We start from the raw sequence: 15,795 nt of genomic DNA, 5'->3' as shown, positions 1-15,795 counted from the left end.
GAGGCCTCCGTCGTGGGTGCGGTGCGATGCCTGCTCCGCAGCGTGCGGGGTGGAGGTTTCTCGGGGGCGTCCCGTCAGTTTCGGCGGGGGAACGGTGGGCTCAGCGGGGTGGTTCGGACGGTGTGAGGGCCTTTGCGGGGTGCGTCGTGGCTGGTCGCGCAGTTCCCCGCGCCCCTTTTCGGGTTGTCGGTCGGGTGCGGGCCGGTGGCCGCTTCTCGCGCAGTTCCCCGCGCCCCTGAGATGCGCACTTCGTGCGGCATCTCATCATGGGCGCGCCCCCCATCAGAGGCGCACCCCTACCCTTCAGGAGAGGCGTGCCCCGCCCCTCATCAGAGGCGCGCGAAGCGCAGCCTCAAGGGGAGGCGGCGCGAAGCGCCTGCCTCAGGGGCGCGGGGAACTGCGCGAGAAGCGGCCACCGGCCGTCAGGTGAAGGTCAACCCTTCAGGGGCGCGGGGAACTGCGCGGCCAGCCACGACGCGACCTGCACCCGCTGACGGACCGTATCGCTTAACCCGTGTTCAGGCCCTCCTGAAGGGGACCTTAAGGATCTCCCCGGCGGTGCTGACCAGCCGAATTTCCGGGCCGGCGGCGCCTAGTGTGCCGGGCGTGACCACCGAGGCCGTCGAACCCGAACTCACCCGCTACCCCGCCCTGTCGGCCTACCGGAGGCAGACGGAGGGCCCGGCGCGGACCCCGCTGATCCCGCCACTCCCCAGGAAAGCCCCGCGCATCCGCCCCGCCACCCCCCTGCGCGTCACCCCGAACGCCCTGCGCGCGGGAATAGCCACCGGCGCCGGAGCCGTGACCGTGCTGTGGGCCGCCCAGGCCACCCCGTCCCCGCGCCTGGACGTGCTGTTCGCGGGCGGCGCGCACCTGACGGGACTGCTCGCCGGGTACGGGATCCTCGTCATGCTCTTCCTGATGGCCCGGGTCCCCGCGGTCGAGCACGGCGTCGGCGCCGACCGCCTGGCCCGCCACCACGCCCGCGGCGGCCGCCACGTCCTCACGCTCTGCGCCGCCCACGTCGTCCTCGCCCTGCTCGGCTACGCCGCGCACACCGGCACCGACCTGGTCACCACGGCCACGGACCTGCTCGGCTACCCGGGGATCGCCGCCGCCGCGGCCGGCACGCTGATCCTCGTCACGGTCGGCGTGAGCAGCGCCCGCGCCGTCCGCCGCCGCGTCGGACACGGCACCTGGCAGGGCCTGCACCTGCTCACGTACGTCGCCGCGGGCCTGGCCTTCGCGCACCAGCTGGCCGGGCCCGACATCGCGTACAGCCCGGCCGGTCTCGGCCTGTGGTCGCTGCTGCACGCCACCGTCGCCGTCCTGCTCGTCTGGTACCGGCTGGTCGTCCCGGCGCGGCAGGCGCTCCGCCACGGCCTGCGCGTCGTCGACGTACGCGTCGAGGCCCCCGGTGTCGTCTCCGTCGTCATGCGCGGCCGCGACCTGGGACTGCTGCACGCCGAACCGGGACAGTTCCTGCGCTGGCGGTTCCTCACCCGGCGGCTGTGGCACACGGCGCTGCCGTTCTCGCTGTCCGCGCCCGTCGACGGCGACCACATCCGCATCACCGTGCAGGCCGTCGGCGCCCACACCCGACGCGTGCGCAGGCTGCGCCGGGGCGTACGCGTCGTCGCCACCGGCCCCTTCGGCGCGCTCACCGCCCACCGGCGCACCCGCCGCAAGGTGCTGCTGCTCGCCGGGGGAGTGGGCATCACGCCGCTGCGTGCCCTGTTCGAGACGCTGCCGGGCGGTCCGGGCGACATCACGCTCCTCTACCGCGCGAGCAACGCCGAACGGCTCGTGCTGTGCGAGGAGCTGGAGTCCATCGCCCGCACCCGCGGGGCCGCCCTGCACTACCTCCTCGGCCCCTCCGACGCCGCCTTCGACCCGCTCGCCCCGCAGGCCCTGCGCAACCTCGTGCCCGAACTGGCCGACCACGACGTCTACTTGTGCGGCCCACCCGGCATGACGGCCGCCGCGACGAGAGCCCTCGCCCGCGCGGGTGTCCCCGAGGACCGCGTCCACGCCGAGTCCTTCACGTACTGAAAGAGCCGGAGAACCGCCCCATGGGCCGCCACAGCAGACCCGCCCGCACCACCCACGTCCCCACCGTCCAGGCCCGCCGCAGACTCACCGCCGGGCTCGCCTCGGCCAGCGCCCTGGTCGCCGCCTGCATCGCCCTGACCGTCGACCCGGCCGCGCCGCCCGCCCCCGACCGGGCCGTCCCGCGATCCGGGACGGCAAGCTCAGAAGACCCTCAACTCGCCAGTCATTCGTGGACGGCACACGTATCTCGTCCATAGGCTCGCGATCATGCCTGACATATCCCTGACCACCACCGTTGTCCTGTGCCTCGCCGCACTCGCGGCCGGCTGGGTCGACGCGGTGGTGGGCGGCGGCGGACTGCTGCTGCTCCCCGCGCTGCTGCTCGGCCTGCCCAACGCCGCGCACGCCGGCCCGTACGCGCTCGGCACCAACAAGGCCGTCGCCATCGTCGGCACCACCGGCGCCGCCGTGACCTACGCCCGCAAGGCCCCCGTCGACGTACGCCTCGCGGTCCGCATCGGCCTCGCGGCGCTCGCGGGCTCGACGGGCGGGGCGGCGCTCGCGGCCGGACTGAGCACGGACGTCCTCAAGCCGATCGTGATGGTGGTCCTGGTCGCGGTCGGCGCCTTCGTCATCTTCCGCCCGTCGTTCGGCACGGCCCCGTCCGCGGCCCCCGCCTCCGCCCGCCGGATCCTGGCCGCGATCGGCTTCGCGGGCCTCGGCATCGGCTTCTACGACGGCCTGATCGGCCCGGGCACCGGCACCTTCCTGGTGCTCGCCCTCACCGCGATCCTCCACCTCGATCTGGTGACCGCCTCCGCCACCGCCAAGATCGTCAACTGCTGCACCAACGCGGGCGCGCTCGCGATGTTCGCCTGGAAGGGCACGGTGTACTGGCAACTGGCGGCGCTGATGGCCGTGTTCAACCTGGCGGGCGGCATGGTCGGCGCGCACACGGCGCTGAAGCGCGGCGCCGGGTTCGTCCGGATCGTGCTGCTGACGGTGGTGTGCGCGCTGGTGGTGAAGATGGCGTACGAGCAGTGGATCGCCTGAGAACCTCAAGACGGGCCTGAGCGCCTCAAGGCCGGGGAGCCGGGGCTCAGCGGCTTCCCGTCAGGTGGGCGAAGACCACGACGTTCCCCTGGTAGCCGGTGCGCCGCGAGTACGGCCCGCCGCACGTGATCACCCGCAGCTCGGGCCGCGCGGCCGCCCCGTACACCTTCTCGTCGGGGAAGGCGTCCGCCTCGTAGACCTCGACGGCGTCGACCGTGAACACCGCCACCGAACCGTCGCGGCGGTCGATCTCGATGGTGCGGCCCCGGGTGAGGGCGCCGAGGTCGTAGAAGACGGCGGGGCCGTCGGCGTTGTCGACATGGCCGGCGACGACCGCCGTGCCGCGTTCGCCGGGCCGGGTGCCGGCCTCGTACCAGCCCGCGAGGTTCTTCTTCCGCGGCGGCGGGACGTCCAGGCTGCCCGCGCGGTTCAGGCCGAGGCCCATCAGCGGGGCGTCCACGTGGATCGAGGGGATGCGGACACGGTCGGGCGGCGACGGGGACATCGGGGCGGCCCCGGGCGCCTCCCGCGCGGTGCCGCCACGGGCCTGCGCCGCGGACGGCTGCGGCGGCGGATGCCCCTCGGAGCCGCTGGCCAGGAGCCAGCCGCCCGCGCACAGGGCGAGCGCGGTGACCGCCCCTATGGCCGCGTTGACCGGGTTGACACGGGTGACGGGTTCGACGCGGTTGCCGTGACCGGCCCGGCGGTGGCGGGCACGGCGGTCGGCGAGATCGCGCAGGCGACGCATGACGACTCCTGAACACTCCTGACGCGGCCTGCCCCGGCCCCTCCGGTCCGCGAGGGGGCGCGGCCGGAGGGGCGGGGAGGTGGCGGTACCGGTGGACGACGGACGGGGTCGAGGACGGGCGCGCGGGCGGCGGAGGGAGCCCGCGCGGACCGTCGGAGCCGTCCGTCAGATCCCATCGCCTCTCGCCCGGCGATGCAGGAGCCAGGTACCGCCCGCGGCGGCGACGGCCAGCGCCGCCACACCCGCCGCGGTCTGCACGGGGTCGGGACCGAGCGCGCCGCCGACCCCCGTCTCTACGTGCCCTCGGGGCATCTGGGCGCCCGGCGAGCCGCCCGCCCCGGCGAGGGACACGATCAGATCGCCGGTGACCAGGGTGCCGCCGGAGCAGCGCGCGACGATCTCGTACGTGCCCGGCTGCGCGGACGCCGGGACGGTGAAGCGGCCCGCGGAATCGGCGTCCGCGGCCTTCGGCGCGAGGGTGAAGGTGCCCGCGCCGACCGCGCTGGCGTCGCCCGAGGCCGTCCCCTGCGCGCCGCAGGCCGTGGTGTCCACGGTGACCGTGCCTCCCGGTGCCGTGGTCGCCGGATAGACCTCGAGGCCGCCCTGCGAGGCAGCCGCGGGGACGACCGCGAGCCCGGTGAGGGCGACGGCGAACGCGACGGCGGTCAGCGGTCTGCCTGTGCGCATCGTTGCTTGCTCCTTGTGCGTCCAGCTCGGGCGGCGGACGCGCCCTGCAAGCACGAGGTAAGTGGCAGTCGCACCGCCGCGCCTCCTGATATGCCGTCAGAAAGGCGTTTCGGGGCGTGTTGCTGACGGTGTGACGGCAACGTTCCAGCAGGTCATCGGCGTGTCGGAGAAGAATTGCCCGAAAGGCGGCGCCCGGCGTGCGACCGGGTGATCCGATCGCCCACCGGGCGCCGCCGACGGGATTGGCGGAGCGTCAGTTCACGGACACCGCCGACCAGGCGGCGGCCACGGCCGCGTACTCCGTGCTGCCCGCCCCGTAGAGATCCTTCGCCGCGCTCAGCGTCGCGGTGCGAGCACCCGCGTACTTCGTCGACGACGTCATATAGACCGTCAGGGCCCGGTACCAGACGGCCCCGAGCCTGTCCTTGCCGATCCCGGTCAGGGACGAGCCGTCGCAGGTGGTGCCGTTGTGCCGGACCCCGCCGATCACCTTCGGGCCGCTGCCCTCGGCGAGCAGGTACGCGAAGTGGTTCGCGACGCCGGAGGAGTAGTGCACATCGAGATTCCCGACGCCCGAACTCCAGCAGTCCGCCGAGTTCCCGTCCTTGCTCGGCTGGTCCATGAAGCGCAGTGCCGCCTTCCCGAACCCGGGTTTGACGATCTTCTCGCCGATGAGCCAGTCGCCGGGGTCGGCGGTGTTGGCCGCGTGGAACTCGACCAGGGTGCCGAATACGTCGGAGGTGGCTTCGTTCAGCCCGCCGCTCTCACCCGAGTAGGCGAGCGCGGCCGTCGACGAGGTCACGCCGTGCGACATCTCGTGTCCCGCCACGTCGAGCGCGACCAGCGGCCCGAAGGTGCTTCCGTCGCCGTCCCCGTACGTCATGCAGAAGCAACTGTCGTCCCAGAAGGCGTTGTTGTAGTCGCTGCCGTAGTGGACGCGGTTGTACGAGCCCTTGCCGTCGCCCGCTATGCCGTTGCGCCCGTGGACCTGGCGGTAGTAGTCCCAGGTCTGGTCCGTGCCGTACTGCGCGTCGACGGCGGCCGAGGCGCGGTCCGCCGTCGTGCCGGTGCCCCAGTGGTTGTCGGCGTCGGTGAAGAGCGTCGCGGGGGCGCGGCTGAGGCAGATGCCGAGGATGCACAGGTCGGTCTTGTTCTGCGCGTCGCCCGTGTACGTGCCGCCGCGGGTGGCGTCCTTGAGCTGGTACGAGGTTCCCTGCCCGGTCGTCTCCAGCGGGACCGTGCCCGAGTAGAGGGAGCGGCCGTCTCCGGTCACCGTCTCGATGCTGTCCCACGCGTCGATCTGCCGACCGGTGACGGCGTCGGTGAGGACGGTACGGGCGACGGGGTTGCCCAGCGAGTCCTGCGCCACGGCATTGGTGCGCCAGGCGAGGGCGGGGGAGCCGTGGGCCGCGTCCACGACGAGTTCCGGGCGGGCCGTGAGGCTGCGCAGGGCCGCCCCCGGGTTCGCGGAGCGCAGCGCGTCGGCGGCCAGGTCGGCCGCGCGCGGGGCGGCGATCTTCGGGGTGACGCTGGGGACGCTCGGCGTGCCCCGCGTCGCCCGGTCGGCGCTCTCGTAGCCGCCGTCGGGCCCGAGATGGACGACGAAGTCGCCGCCGAGCACCGGGAGCTGACGGTAGGTGCGGTCGTAGCGGACGTGCTGGGTGCCGTCCTTGTCGACGATCACGTCCCGTACGGAGGTGTCCTGGGCCTTCGTCAGGGAGAGGATGTCCGCGTGGTCGGCCAGGGCGGTCGCGGCGTGGGCGACGGCCTCGGCGCGGGTGGGGCGCGGGGTGTCCGTGACGGCCGTGGCGTGCGCGGTGGGGGACAGGGTCGCGACGAGCAGGGTGGCTGCGGCCGTGGCCGTCATGGCCAGTGCGGCGGTGGGTCTCATCGGTCTCCTCTGCGGAGGGCGGCGACTCGCTGATGGCGTTTCAGTTTTAAGCGGTCATGACAACTGCCGTCCAGGGTGTCGATGTGCCGGAGCTGTGAAAGCACAATGGCCGCATGCCGAATCCCGAATCCGCCGGCTCAGTGCTGGCCGTCCTGACCACGACCGACGACGCCGACCGCGCCGAGTCCCTGGCCCGCGGCGCCGTGGAGGCCCGCCTGGCCGCGTGCGCGCAGATCAGTGCGCCGGTCACGTCCGTGTACCGGTGGGAGGGGGCCGTGGAGACGGCGCGCGAGTGGCAGGTCCTGCTGAAGACGACCGTCGCGCGGTATGCCGAGCTGGAGGCGTGGCTGAGGGAGCATCACGGGTACGCGGTGCCCGAGATCGTGGCTTTGCCGGTGGTTCGGGGGTCTGCCGATTATTTGGGGTGGGTCGAGACGGAGGTCGACTGACGGTTGGCCGGGGTCGATCGCGCAGTTCCCCGCGCCCCTTTTCGGGTTGTCGGTCGGGTGCGGGCCGGTGGGGGCTGGTCGCGCAGTTCCCCGCGCCCCTGGAGATGCGCACTGCGTGCGCTATCTCCATCGGGGAGGCGCGCCACCTGCCCAAGGCGGAGGTGCGGCCCTGCCCCGGGTGGAGGTGCGGCCCTTGTCCCGGGTGGAGGTGCGGCCCTTGCCTCCGGTGGAGGCGCGCCCCTCGTCTTGGGTGGAGGCGCGCCCCTTGCCCCCGGTGGAGGCGCGCGGAGCGCAGCCTCTGGGGGAGGCGGCGCGAAGCGCCTGCCTCAGGGGCGCGGGGAACTGCGCGAGAAGCGGCCACCGGCCCGCACTCAACCGACAACCCGGGGCCAGCCCCCACCGGCCGTCAGCCGACCGACAACCCGGGGCCGGCCCCCACCGGGCCGCAGGCGAGCGGCAAGGTCAACGGCCCAGCGCCGCACGAACCCCGTTCTCCTGGCGCCCCAGGAAATGCGGATCGGGGCGGAACGCCGCGTCCGCAAGCGCCTTGGTCGCGGCCAGAACCTCCCGCGCACCCCCGGCATACCAGGTCACATCATGCACCTCATCAACCCCGACCCCGTAGGAAGAAACCCCCGCCGCCTCGCACAGAGCCACGGCCCGCCGCACATGAAACCCCTGAGTGACCAGCACGGCCCGGTCGACCCCGAAGATCTTCTTGGCGCGCACGCACGAGTCCCACGTGTCGAACCCGGCGTAGTCACTGACGACGGCCCGCGACGGAACCCCGTGCCGGGTCAGATACGTACGCATGGCGTCGGGCTCGTCGTACTCGGCGCGACTGTTGTCCCCGGTGACGAGCAGCACCCGGACCCGCCCGGAGCGGTACAGCTCGGCCGCCGCGTCGAGGCGATGGGCGAGATACGGCGACGGCTCCCCGTTCCACAGCCCGGCGCCGAACACCACCGCCACATCGGTACGGGGCACGTCCGCCACCGACCGCAGCCGATCGTCCGACGTCGTGAACAGCCAGGTCGCAGGCAGCAGCGCCAGCACGCACAGCGCCATCACCACCTGCACCGTCCGCCGCTGTTCCTGGCGGGTACGGGGCAGACGCGGGCGGGGCAGGCGCATCAGAAGTGACCTCCGGGCAGACAGCGGCTCTCGCAGGCAGAGGACGCCGCCGCGGCCCCCGCGGTTCACGCTCACCGCGCCCGGTACCGCACGGTGAACCCCGTGCAACCACCCGTCACCACCCCGCAACAGCCCGGCAACCCCGCTCCGGCAGGATCGCTCCATGACGGACAAGTCGTACGGCACCCACCATCCCCGCACGACAGAACTCGACGGCACGAGGGAAGCTGAAGGCACCACAGAGCTCGCCGCCACCACAGAACTCGCCACCACCACAGGTCCCGCCCCCGCGGCGGACCTGGACAGCACAGCGGGACTCCTCACCATGATCAGCAATCAACTCGGCACCCAGCTCAGCAACCGCCGCCCCCTGCGCGAGCGCCCCCGCCCCCCGGCCCTGGTGCTGGTGGCGCACGGCAGCCGCAACCCGGGCGCCCTCGCCACCGTCACCGAGCTGGTGGAACGGATCCGCGAGCTGCGCCCCGCGCTGACCGTCCGCCTCGGCCACATCGAGCTGAACGCGCCGCTGCTCGACGACACCCTCGCCGCCCTGCCCGCGGGCCGCGCCGTCCTGGTACCCCTGCTGCTGTCCCGCGGCCACCACGTCAAGCGGGACATACCCGCCGCGGCCGACGCCGCCGGCCATCTCCTCACCCGGGTCGCCGCCCCGCTCGGCCCGCACCCGCTGCTCGTCGACGCGCTGCACGACCGGCTCACGGAGGCGGGCTGGCCCGAAGGGCCGCTGCCCGAGCGCGAGCGCCGCCGCACCGGAGTCGTCCTCGCCGCCGCCGGATCCCGCGCCCCGCAGGCCGCCGTCGACACCCGCCGCACCGCCGACCTCCTCGCCCGGCGCCTCGGCGTCCCCGTCGTCCCCGCCTACGCCTCCGCGGCCGCGCCCGACGTGGCCACGGCCGTCCGCGCCCTCACCGCACGCGGCCGTGACCGGATCGCCGTCGCCTCCTACTTCACCGCGCCCGGCCGCTTCGCCGACGAGTCCGCCGCAGCGCTCGCCCCCGGCCAGGGGATCGCCGCGGCCCCGCTCGGCACCCACCCGGCGATGGCCCGCCTCGTCCTGCACCGCTACGACAGCGCGCTCGCGACGTCCGGGACCGCCCGCACCCCGTACCTCGCGTCGGCCTGAACACACCGCCCCCTTCGCCGGTGGCCCCTTCGCCAACTGCCCTTTTGTCAGTGCCTGCGTCTACTGTCAGTGCATGGAAGGCAGCGAGACGTACGACGGGGACGCGACCGGGCGCTGGGCCCCCGAGCCCGACAAGCGCCCGGGCCGCACCGCGTTCCAGCGCGACCGGGCCCGGGTCCTGCACTCGGCGGCGCTGCGCCGCCTCGCGGGCAAGACACAGGTCGTCACCCCGGGGACCACGAGCCGCCATTGGGACGCCAGCCCGCGCACCCGCCTGACCCACTCCCTGGAGTGCGCCCAGGTCGGCCGGGAGCTGGGCGCGGCGCTCGGCTGCGACCCGGACCTCGTCGAGACCGCCTGCCTCTCCCACGACCTGGGCCACCCGCCCTTCGGGCACAACGGCGAGCAGGCGCTCAATGAAGTGGCCGAGGACTGCGGCGGCTTCGAGGGGAACGCCCAGTCGCTGCGTCTCCTCACCCGCATCGAGCCCAAGCGCTTCGTCCGCGCCGAGGGCTCGGGCGAGCTGATCAGCGTAGGACTGAACCTGACGAGGGCCGCGCTCGACGCGGCGACCAAGTACCCGTGGCCGCGCGGCGAGCACCCCACCGACCCGCACTCGGGGAAATTCGGGGTCTACGAGGACGACCGGCCCGTCTTCGACTGGGTGCGCAAGGCGTCGCCGGGCCGCCGCACCTGCTTCGAGGCGCAGGTCATGGACTGGGCGGACGACGTCGCGTACTCGGTGCACGACATCGAGGACGGACTGCACGCCGGCCACCTGGACCCGATCGTGCTCCACTCCGAGCAGGAGAGAGCCGACATCTTCGCGGTCGCCATCGGACGCTACGTCCCCGCGGACACCGACCCCGCCGAGCTGGCCGCCGCCCTCGACCGCCTCCTCGACCAGGAGTGGTGGCCGCACGGCTACGACGGCACGGCGGTCGCCCAGGCCCGCCTCAAGGACGCCACGAGCCAGCTCATCGGCCGGTTCTGCCTGGCGGCCGAGGGCGCGACCCGGGCGCGGTACGGCACGGGGCGCCTCACCCGGTACGACGCCGAGCTGGTCGTCCCGCGCGCCGCCCGGTACGAGTGCGCCGTGCTCAAGGCGGTCGCCGACCGGTACGTGATGCAGCGCCCGCAGCAGGAGCGGCTCCGCGCCGACCAGCGGATCGTGGTCGCCGAGCTGGCCGAGGTCCTGACCGCCCGCGCGCCCGACGGCCTCGACCCCCAGTTCCGCGCCCTGTTCGACGACGCCCCCGACGACCGCACGAAAAAGCGCGTCATCGTCGACCAGATCGCCTCCCTCACAGACGCATCAGCCCGCACATTGCACGCACGGCTGACGCAAGGCGCCCCGTAAGGGGCGCGGGGCTGTATCGATGTGCGGCTCCGCCGCGTGAGCGCGAGCAACCACCCACAACCAGCACCCGCCGTACAAGCGATCCGGCTACGGCGAGTAGGCAAAAGTAAGTGGGGGCATGCCCCGATAGGGCCACGCCCCCTTCCCCCATCACGCTCCGTGCGGGACGCTCGCATATGACGGCAGCGCAACGAGGAGGCATCAAGTGGTCGACGCGGACCAGACGTTCGTCATCGTCGGAGGAGGGCTCGCCGGCGCGAAGGCCGCCGAGACACTCCGCTCGGAGGGCTTCACCGGCCGAGTGATCCTCATCGGGGACGAACGGGACCACCCGTACGAGCGTCCGCCCTTGTCCAAGGGCTATCTGCAGGGCAAGGAGGAGCGGGACAGCGTCTTCGTCCATGAACCGGCCTGGTACGCGAGTCACGACATCGAGCTGCACCTCGGCCAGACGGTGACCGCCGTCGACCGCGCGGCGAAGACGGTCCGGCTCGGCGACGCGACCCTCATCCGCTACGACAAGCTCCTGCTGGCCACCGGCGCCGAGCCGCGCCGCCTCGACATCCCCGGCACCGACCTCGCGGGCGTCCACCACCTGCGCCGCCTCGCCCACGCCGAGCGCCTGAAGCACGTCCTGGCCTCCCTCGGCCGGGACAACGGACACCTGGTGATCGCCGGCGCCGGCTGGATCGGCCTGGAGATCGCCGCCGCCGCGCGCGAGTACGGCGCCGAGGTCACCGTCGTCGAGCCGGAGGCCACCCCGCTGCACTCCGTCCTCGGCCCCGAGATCGGCCAGATCTTCACCGAGCTCCACAGCGACCACGGCGTCCGCTTCCACTTCGGCGCCCGGCTCACCGAGATCACCGGCCACGACGGCATGGTCCTCGCCGCGCTCACCGACGACGGCGAGGAGCACCCGGCGCACGACGTGCTGGCCGCGATCGGCGCGGCCCCGCGCACCGCGCTCGCCGAGTCCGCGGGCCTGGACCTGGTCGACCGCGAGCACGGCGGCGGCATCGCGGTCGACGCGGACCTGCGCACCTCGGACCCCGACATCTTCGCGGCCGGCGACGTGGCCGCCCTCCAGCACCCGCTCTACTCCCGGCGTCTGCGCGTGGAGCACTGGGCGAACGCGCTGAACGGCGGCCCGGCCGCGGCCCGCGCCATGCTCGGCCGCGACGAGACGTACGACCGGGTGCCCTACTTCTTCTCCGACCAGTACGACCTGGGCCTGGAGTACTCGGGCTGGGCGCCCCCGGGCAGCTACGACCAGGTGATCATCCGCGGCGACGCGGGCAAGCGCGAGTTCATCGCCTTCTGGCTGCGCGACGGCCAGGTCCTCGCGGGGATGAACGTGAATGTGTGGGACGTCACGGACCCGATCCAGCAGCTCATCCGCACCGGCGCCAGGCCCGACACGGAGCGCCTGTCGGACCCGAGCGTCCCGCTCGGTGATCTTCTGGAGGAGTGACGGCGGGGGGACGGGAGTGTCGGTGGGGGACCGTAGACTTGCCGCGTGGCTGGCAGGATCAATGACGAGGACGTGAAGGCGGTTCGGGACGCGGTCCCGATCGACGCCGTGGTGTCCGAGTACCTGCAACTGCGCAACGCGGGCGGCGGGAACCTGAAGGGCCTGTGCCCCTTCCACGACGAGAAGTCACCGTCCTTCCAGGTCAGTCCGAGCAAGGGGTTCTTCCACTGCTTCGGCTGCCAGGAGGGCGGCGACACCATCACGTTCGTGATGAAGATCGACCACCTCTCCTTCTCGGAGGCGGTCGAGCGCCTGGCCGGCCAGGCGGGCATCACGCTGCGCTACGAGGAGGGCGGGTACAACCCCACCCACCAGCGCGGCGAGCGCATCCGCCTGGTCGAGGCGCACAAGGTCGCCGCACAGTTCTACGTCGATCAGCTGGAGTCCCCGGAAGCCGAGATCGGCCGGAAGTTCCTCGCCGAGCGCGGCTTCGACCAGGCCGCCGCCGCGCACTTCGGCGTCGGCTACAGCCCGGCGGGCTGGGACCACCTGACCCGCTTCCTGCGGGGCAAGGGCTTCAGCGACAAGGAGCTGACCCTCTCCGGGCTCTCCCAGGAAGGCCGCCGCGGCCCCATCGACCGCTTCCGCGGCCGGCTGATGTGGCCGATCCGCGACATCGGCGGCGAGGTCGTCGGCTTCGGCGCCCGCCGCCTGCGCGACGACGACAACGGCCCGAAGTACCTGAACACGCCCGAGACGCCGATCTACAAGAAGTCGCAGGTCCTCTACGGCATCGACTTGGCGAAGAAGGACATCGCCAAGTCCTCCCACGCCGTCGTCGTCGAGGGCTACACCGACGTCATGGCCTGCCACCTCGCGGGCGTCACCACCGCCATCGCCACCTGCGGCACGGCGTTCGGCGGCGACCACATCAAGATCCTCCGCCGCCTCCTGATGGACAACGGCTCGGCGCGCGTGATCTTCACCTTCGACGGCGACGCCGCCGGGCAGAAGGCCGCCCTGCGCGCCTTCGAGGACGACCAGAAGTTCGCCGCCGAGACCTACATCGCGATCGCGCCGGACAACATGGACCCGTGCGACCTGCGCCTGGCCAAGGGCGACGACGCGGTCTCCGACCTCGTCCAGCCCCGCACCCCGCTCTTCGAGTTCGCGCTCCGCCAGATCGTCGCGCGCTACGCCCTGGAGACCCCGGCGGGCCGCGCCGCCGCGCTCGACGAGGCGGCGCCCGTCGTCGCCCGCATCAAGAACAGCGCCTCCCAGCACGAGGTCGCCGTCCAGCTGGCCGGCATGCTCGGCATCCTCGACACCCAGTTCGTCGTCAAGCGGGTGGCGCAGCTGGCTCGTTGGGCCCGCGACCGGGGCGGCAAGGGGCCGGCGCCGGCCAGCTCCCCGCAGTCCGCGCCGCTCGGCGCCGCGCAGCACGCCTTCGGCGGACCCGCGCTCACCCTGCGCAACCCGGTGTTCACCACCGAGCGGGAGCTGCTCAAGCTGGCGCTGCAGAACCCGGACCTGGTCTCCCCGACGTTCGACGCGTACGGGGTCGACGAATTCACCGCCGCGCCGTACGCCGCCGTGCGCGCCGCGATCCTGGACGCCGGTGGCGCCGAGCAAGGGGTACACGACTCGCACGCCTATCTCGTCGCGGTCCGTGAGGCCGCGCCCGACGACGCGGTGCGCGCGATGGTCACCGAGCTGGCCGTCGAGGCGATCCACCGCAAGACCGTCGACCAGACCTACGCCGACATGCAGCTCGTCGCCGTGCGCCGCCGCGCCGTCGAGCGGCGCATCCGCGACGTCCAGGGCACCTTCACCCGCCTCCACTCCGCGGGCGACCCGGCCCAACTGGTAACGGTCCAGAACGAGTTGTGGGTCCTCCAACAGTACGACCAGGCCCTCCGCGAGCGCGGCGCCGACGCGCTCTGACTGGGCTTCGCCCGCCTCGGGCGACCTGCCGGCCGCCAACCCCGCCGCCGCCTCCGCCGCCTTGGGCAATCTGCCGCCTGGGGCGGCAGGGTGGGCAAGGCGGCACCCACGGCGCGGGGTGAGCGCCTATTGGGCGGCCAGTTCAGCGCCGTTCGCGGGTGTGGCCCCGGTGGGGGCTGGTCGCGCAGTTCCCCGCGCCCCTGGCGGGGCTGGTAGTAGCCCGCGCCCACAGCGTCCCTGGCGGGGCTGGTAGTAGCCCGCGCTCACAGTGCCCTGGCGGGGCGGACAGCAGCCCGCACTACCCCCGGCGCCAACGCGCGCCGTTTGCCCCCGTTCGGGGACGGGAAGCCCGGGTACCCGTACAGCTCGGTAACCGAGCGGTCACGCACCGGACTCAAAAAGTCATCGCACGCCCCTCGTGGCGGCACTGTGTCGTACTCCACACTGGGTGGCGGTGCCTGAGTCCTCGGAGCGCGGCCGGAGCCCGGACAGCAAAGGGTCCGAAACCCCCGCGGTTCCGCTCATCGCGTACGGGACGGACAGCGGCGTGGCTGCCGCTGCCGCCCCCCTGCCGCACGCCTCAGAAGCGATCACCTTGGAGGTCGCCCCCGTGCAGACCCAGACCCTCACCCAGAGCGACAGCACAGCGCAGGCCCTGTCCGATCCCGATACCGCGGAGGACACCGACGTCCTCGCCACGGTGCCGCCACAGAGCCGCGTCACGCACCACCCCGAGTCGGACGAACCCCCGGCGTCCGAGTCCACGGAGCCCCCGGACCCCACGGAGTCGCCGGAGAGCGAGCCCGCCGGGACCGTGGAGCCGCCCGAACCGGTACGCGCCGCCCGCGCCGACACCAGCGGCCCGTCGTCCGACCTCTTCCGCCAGTACCTGCGCGAGATCGGCCGCATCCCGCTGCTCACCGCGGCCGAGGAAGTGGACCTGGCCCGGCGCGTGGAAGCGGGCCTGTTCGCCGAGGAGCGGCTCACCAGGGCGCCCGATCTCGACTCCCAACTCGCCCTCGACCTGGACAAGCTGGTCGTCATGGGCCGGATGGCCAAGCGCCGCCTGATCGAGGCGAACCTGCGCCTGGTCGTCTCCGTGGCCAAGCGCTACGTCGGCCGCGGCCTGACCATGCTCGACCTGGTCCAGGAGGGAAACCTCGGCCTGATCCGCGCGGTCGAGAAGTTCGACTACGCCCGCGGCTACAAGTTCTCGACGTACGCGACCTGGTGGATCCGGCAGGCGATGAGCCGCGCCCTCGCCGACCAGGCACGCACCATCCGGGTCCCGGTCCACGTCGTCGAGCTGATCAACCGGGTCGTCCGCGTCCAGCGCCGCATGCTCCAGGAGCGCGGCTACGAGCCCACCCCCGAAGAGGTGGCCGCCCACCTCGACCTGGCCCCCGAGCGCGTCAGCGAAGTCCTGCGCCTGGCCCAGGAACCGGTCTCGCTGCACGCCCCGGTCGGCGAGGAGGACGATGTCGCGCTCGGCGACCTGATCGAGGACGGCGACGCGACGAGCCCCGTGGAGTCGGCGGCCTTCCTCCTCCTGCGCGAACACCTGGAGGCGGTCCTCTCCACCCTCGGCGAACGCGAACGCAAGGTGGTCCAGCTCCGCTACGGCCTCGCCGACGGCCGCCCCCGCACCCTGGAGGAGATCGGCCGCATCTTCGGCGTCACCCGCGAACGCATCCGCCAGATCGAATCAAAAACCCTGAACAAACTGAGGGACCACGCCTTCGCCGACCAACTCCGCGGCTACCTGGACTGAGGAGGCGCCCCGCAGGGGCGCGGGGCAGTGCCGATATGCGGCTCCGCCGCGTGGGCGCGACCAGCCACGTACGACCGGCACCCGACGCGGCACC

13 protein-coding genes are annotated in these 15,795 nt (G+C 73.1%); 9 read left to right on the top strand and 4 right to left on the bottom strand.

The window, feature by feature from the left end; all coding sequences use genetic code 11:
- Window positions 1-597: 597 nt before the first annotated feature.
- Genes ACFVDP_RS26155 through ACFVDP_RS26145 form a run of 3 tightly spaced genes read left to right on the top strand, consistent with a single transcriptional unit; the run spans window position 598 to window position 3,105 of the window.
- Window positions 598-2,052, top strand: a complete 1,455-nt coding sequence (locus tag ACFVDP_RS26155; protein ID WP_383494574.1) for a ferric reductase-like transmembrane domain-containing protein — start codon at window positions 598-600, stop codon at window positions 2,050-2,052.
- Between the two features lie 20 nt (window positions 2,053-2,072).
- The gene (locus ACFVDP_RS26150; protein ID WP_383494229.1) at window positions 2,073-2,309 is read left to right on the top strand and encodes a hypothetical protein; all 237 of its coding nucleotides are present in this window, start codon (window positions 2,073-2,075) and stop codon (window positions 2,307-2,309) included.
- Between the two features lie 10 nt (window positions 2,310-2,319).
- Window positions 2,320-3,105 (top strand): sulfite exporter TauE/SafE family protein, encoded by a 786-nt coding sequence (locus tag ACFVDP_RS26145; RefSeq protein ID WP_383494226.1) that lies wholly within the window; start codon window positions 2,320-2,322, stop codon window positions 3,103-3,105.
- A 46-nt stretch (window positions 3,106-3,151) separates the two neighbouring features.
- Here the strand turns inward: ACFVDP_RS26145 and ACFVDP_RS26140 are convergent, their stop codons facing one another.
- The 3 genes from ACFVDP_RS26140 to ACFVDP_RS26130 form a co-directional block, all read right to left on the bottom strand.
- Entirely contained in the window at window positions 3,152-3,853 is a 702-nt protein-coding gene (locus tag ACFVDP_RS26140; protein WP_383494223.1) for a class F sortase, read from the bottom strand.
- 165 nt (window positions 3,854-4,018) lie between these two features.
- Entirely contained in the window at window positions 4,019-4,540 is a 522-nt protein-coding gene (locus ACFVDP_RS26135; protein ID WP_383494220.1) for a hypothetical protein, read from the bottom strand.
- A gap of 253 nt (window positions 4,541-4,793) precedes the next feature.
- A complete protein-coding gene (locus tag ACFVDP_RS26130; protein WP_383494217.1) occupies window positions 4,794-6,431 on the bottom strand; it encodes a M4 family metallopeptidase in 1,638 nt (545 codons plus the stop codon).
- Between the two features lie 113 nt (window positions 6,432-6,544).
- Between ACFVDP_RS26130 and cutA the strand changes: the two genes are divergently transcribed.
- Entirely contained in the window at window positions 6,545-6,880 is a 336-nt protein-coding gene (gene cutA, locus ACFVDP_RS26125; RefSeq protein ID WP_383494214.1) for a divalent-cation tolerance protein CutA, read from the top strand.
- A gap of 462 nt (window positions 6,881-7,342) precedes the next feature.
- On the opposite strand, the gene ACFVDP_RS26120 is transcribed toward cutA, so the two are convergent.
- The gene (locus ACFVDP_RS26120) at window positions 7,343-8,014 is read right to left on the bottom strand and encodes a vancomycin high temperature exclusion protein (protein WP_383494211.1); all 672 of its coding nucleotides are present in this window, start codon (window positions 8,012-8,014) and stop codon (window positions 7,343-7,345) included.
- A 325-nt stretch (window positions 8,015-8,339) separates the two neighbouring features.
- On the opposite strand from ACFVDP_RS26120, the gene ACFVDP_RS26115 reads away from it, so the two are divergent.
- From ACFVDP_RS26115 to ACFVDP_RS26095, 5 genes are all read left to right on the top strand, one after another.
- Entirely contained in the window at window positions 8,340-9,155 is an 816-nt protein-coding gene (locus tag ACFVDP_RS26115; protein ID WP_383494571.1) for a sirohydrochlorin chelatase, read from the top strand.
- Between the two features lie 73 nt (window positions 9,156-9,228).
- Entirely contained in the window at window positions 9,229-10,515 is a 1,287-nt protein-coding gene (locus tag ACFVDP_RS26110) for a deoxyguanosinetriphosphate triphosphohydrolase (RefSeq protein WP_383494208.1), read from the top strand.
- A 205-nt stretch (window positions 10,516-10,720) separates the two neighbouring features.
- Entirely contained in the window at window positions 10,721-11,986 is a 1,266-nt protein-coding gene (locus ACFVDP_RS26105; RefSeq protein WP_383494205.1) for an NAD(P)/FAD-dependent oxidoreductase, read from the top strand.
- Between the two features lie 45 nt (window positions 11,987-12,031).
- A complete protein-coding gene (dnaG, locus tag ACFVDP_RS26100) occupies window positions 12,032-13,930 on the top strand; it encodes a DNA primase (RefSeq protein ID WP_383494202.1) in 1,899 nt (632 codons plus the stop codon).
- 454 nt (window positions 13,931-14,384) lie between these two features.
- On the top strand, window positions 14,385-15,701 hold the full coding sequence (locus tag ACFVDP_RS26095) for an RNA polymerase sigma factor (RefSeq protein ID WP_383494199.1): 1,317 nt from the start codon (window positions 14,385-14,387) through the stop codon (window positions 15,699-15,701).
- The last annotated feature ends 94 nt before the right edge of the window (window positions 15,702-15,795 follow it).

The organism is Streptomyces sp. NPDC057694 (genome assembly GCF_042799415.1).
In the GTDB taxonomy this organism is placed as follows: domain Bacteria; phylum Actinomycetota; class Actinomycetes; order Streptomycetales; family Streptomycetaceae; genus Streptomyces.
The sequence above is the reverse complement of the archived record's forward strand: the minus strand, read 5'-3'. Positions and strand labels throughout refer to the sequence as shown.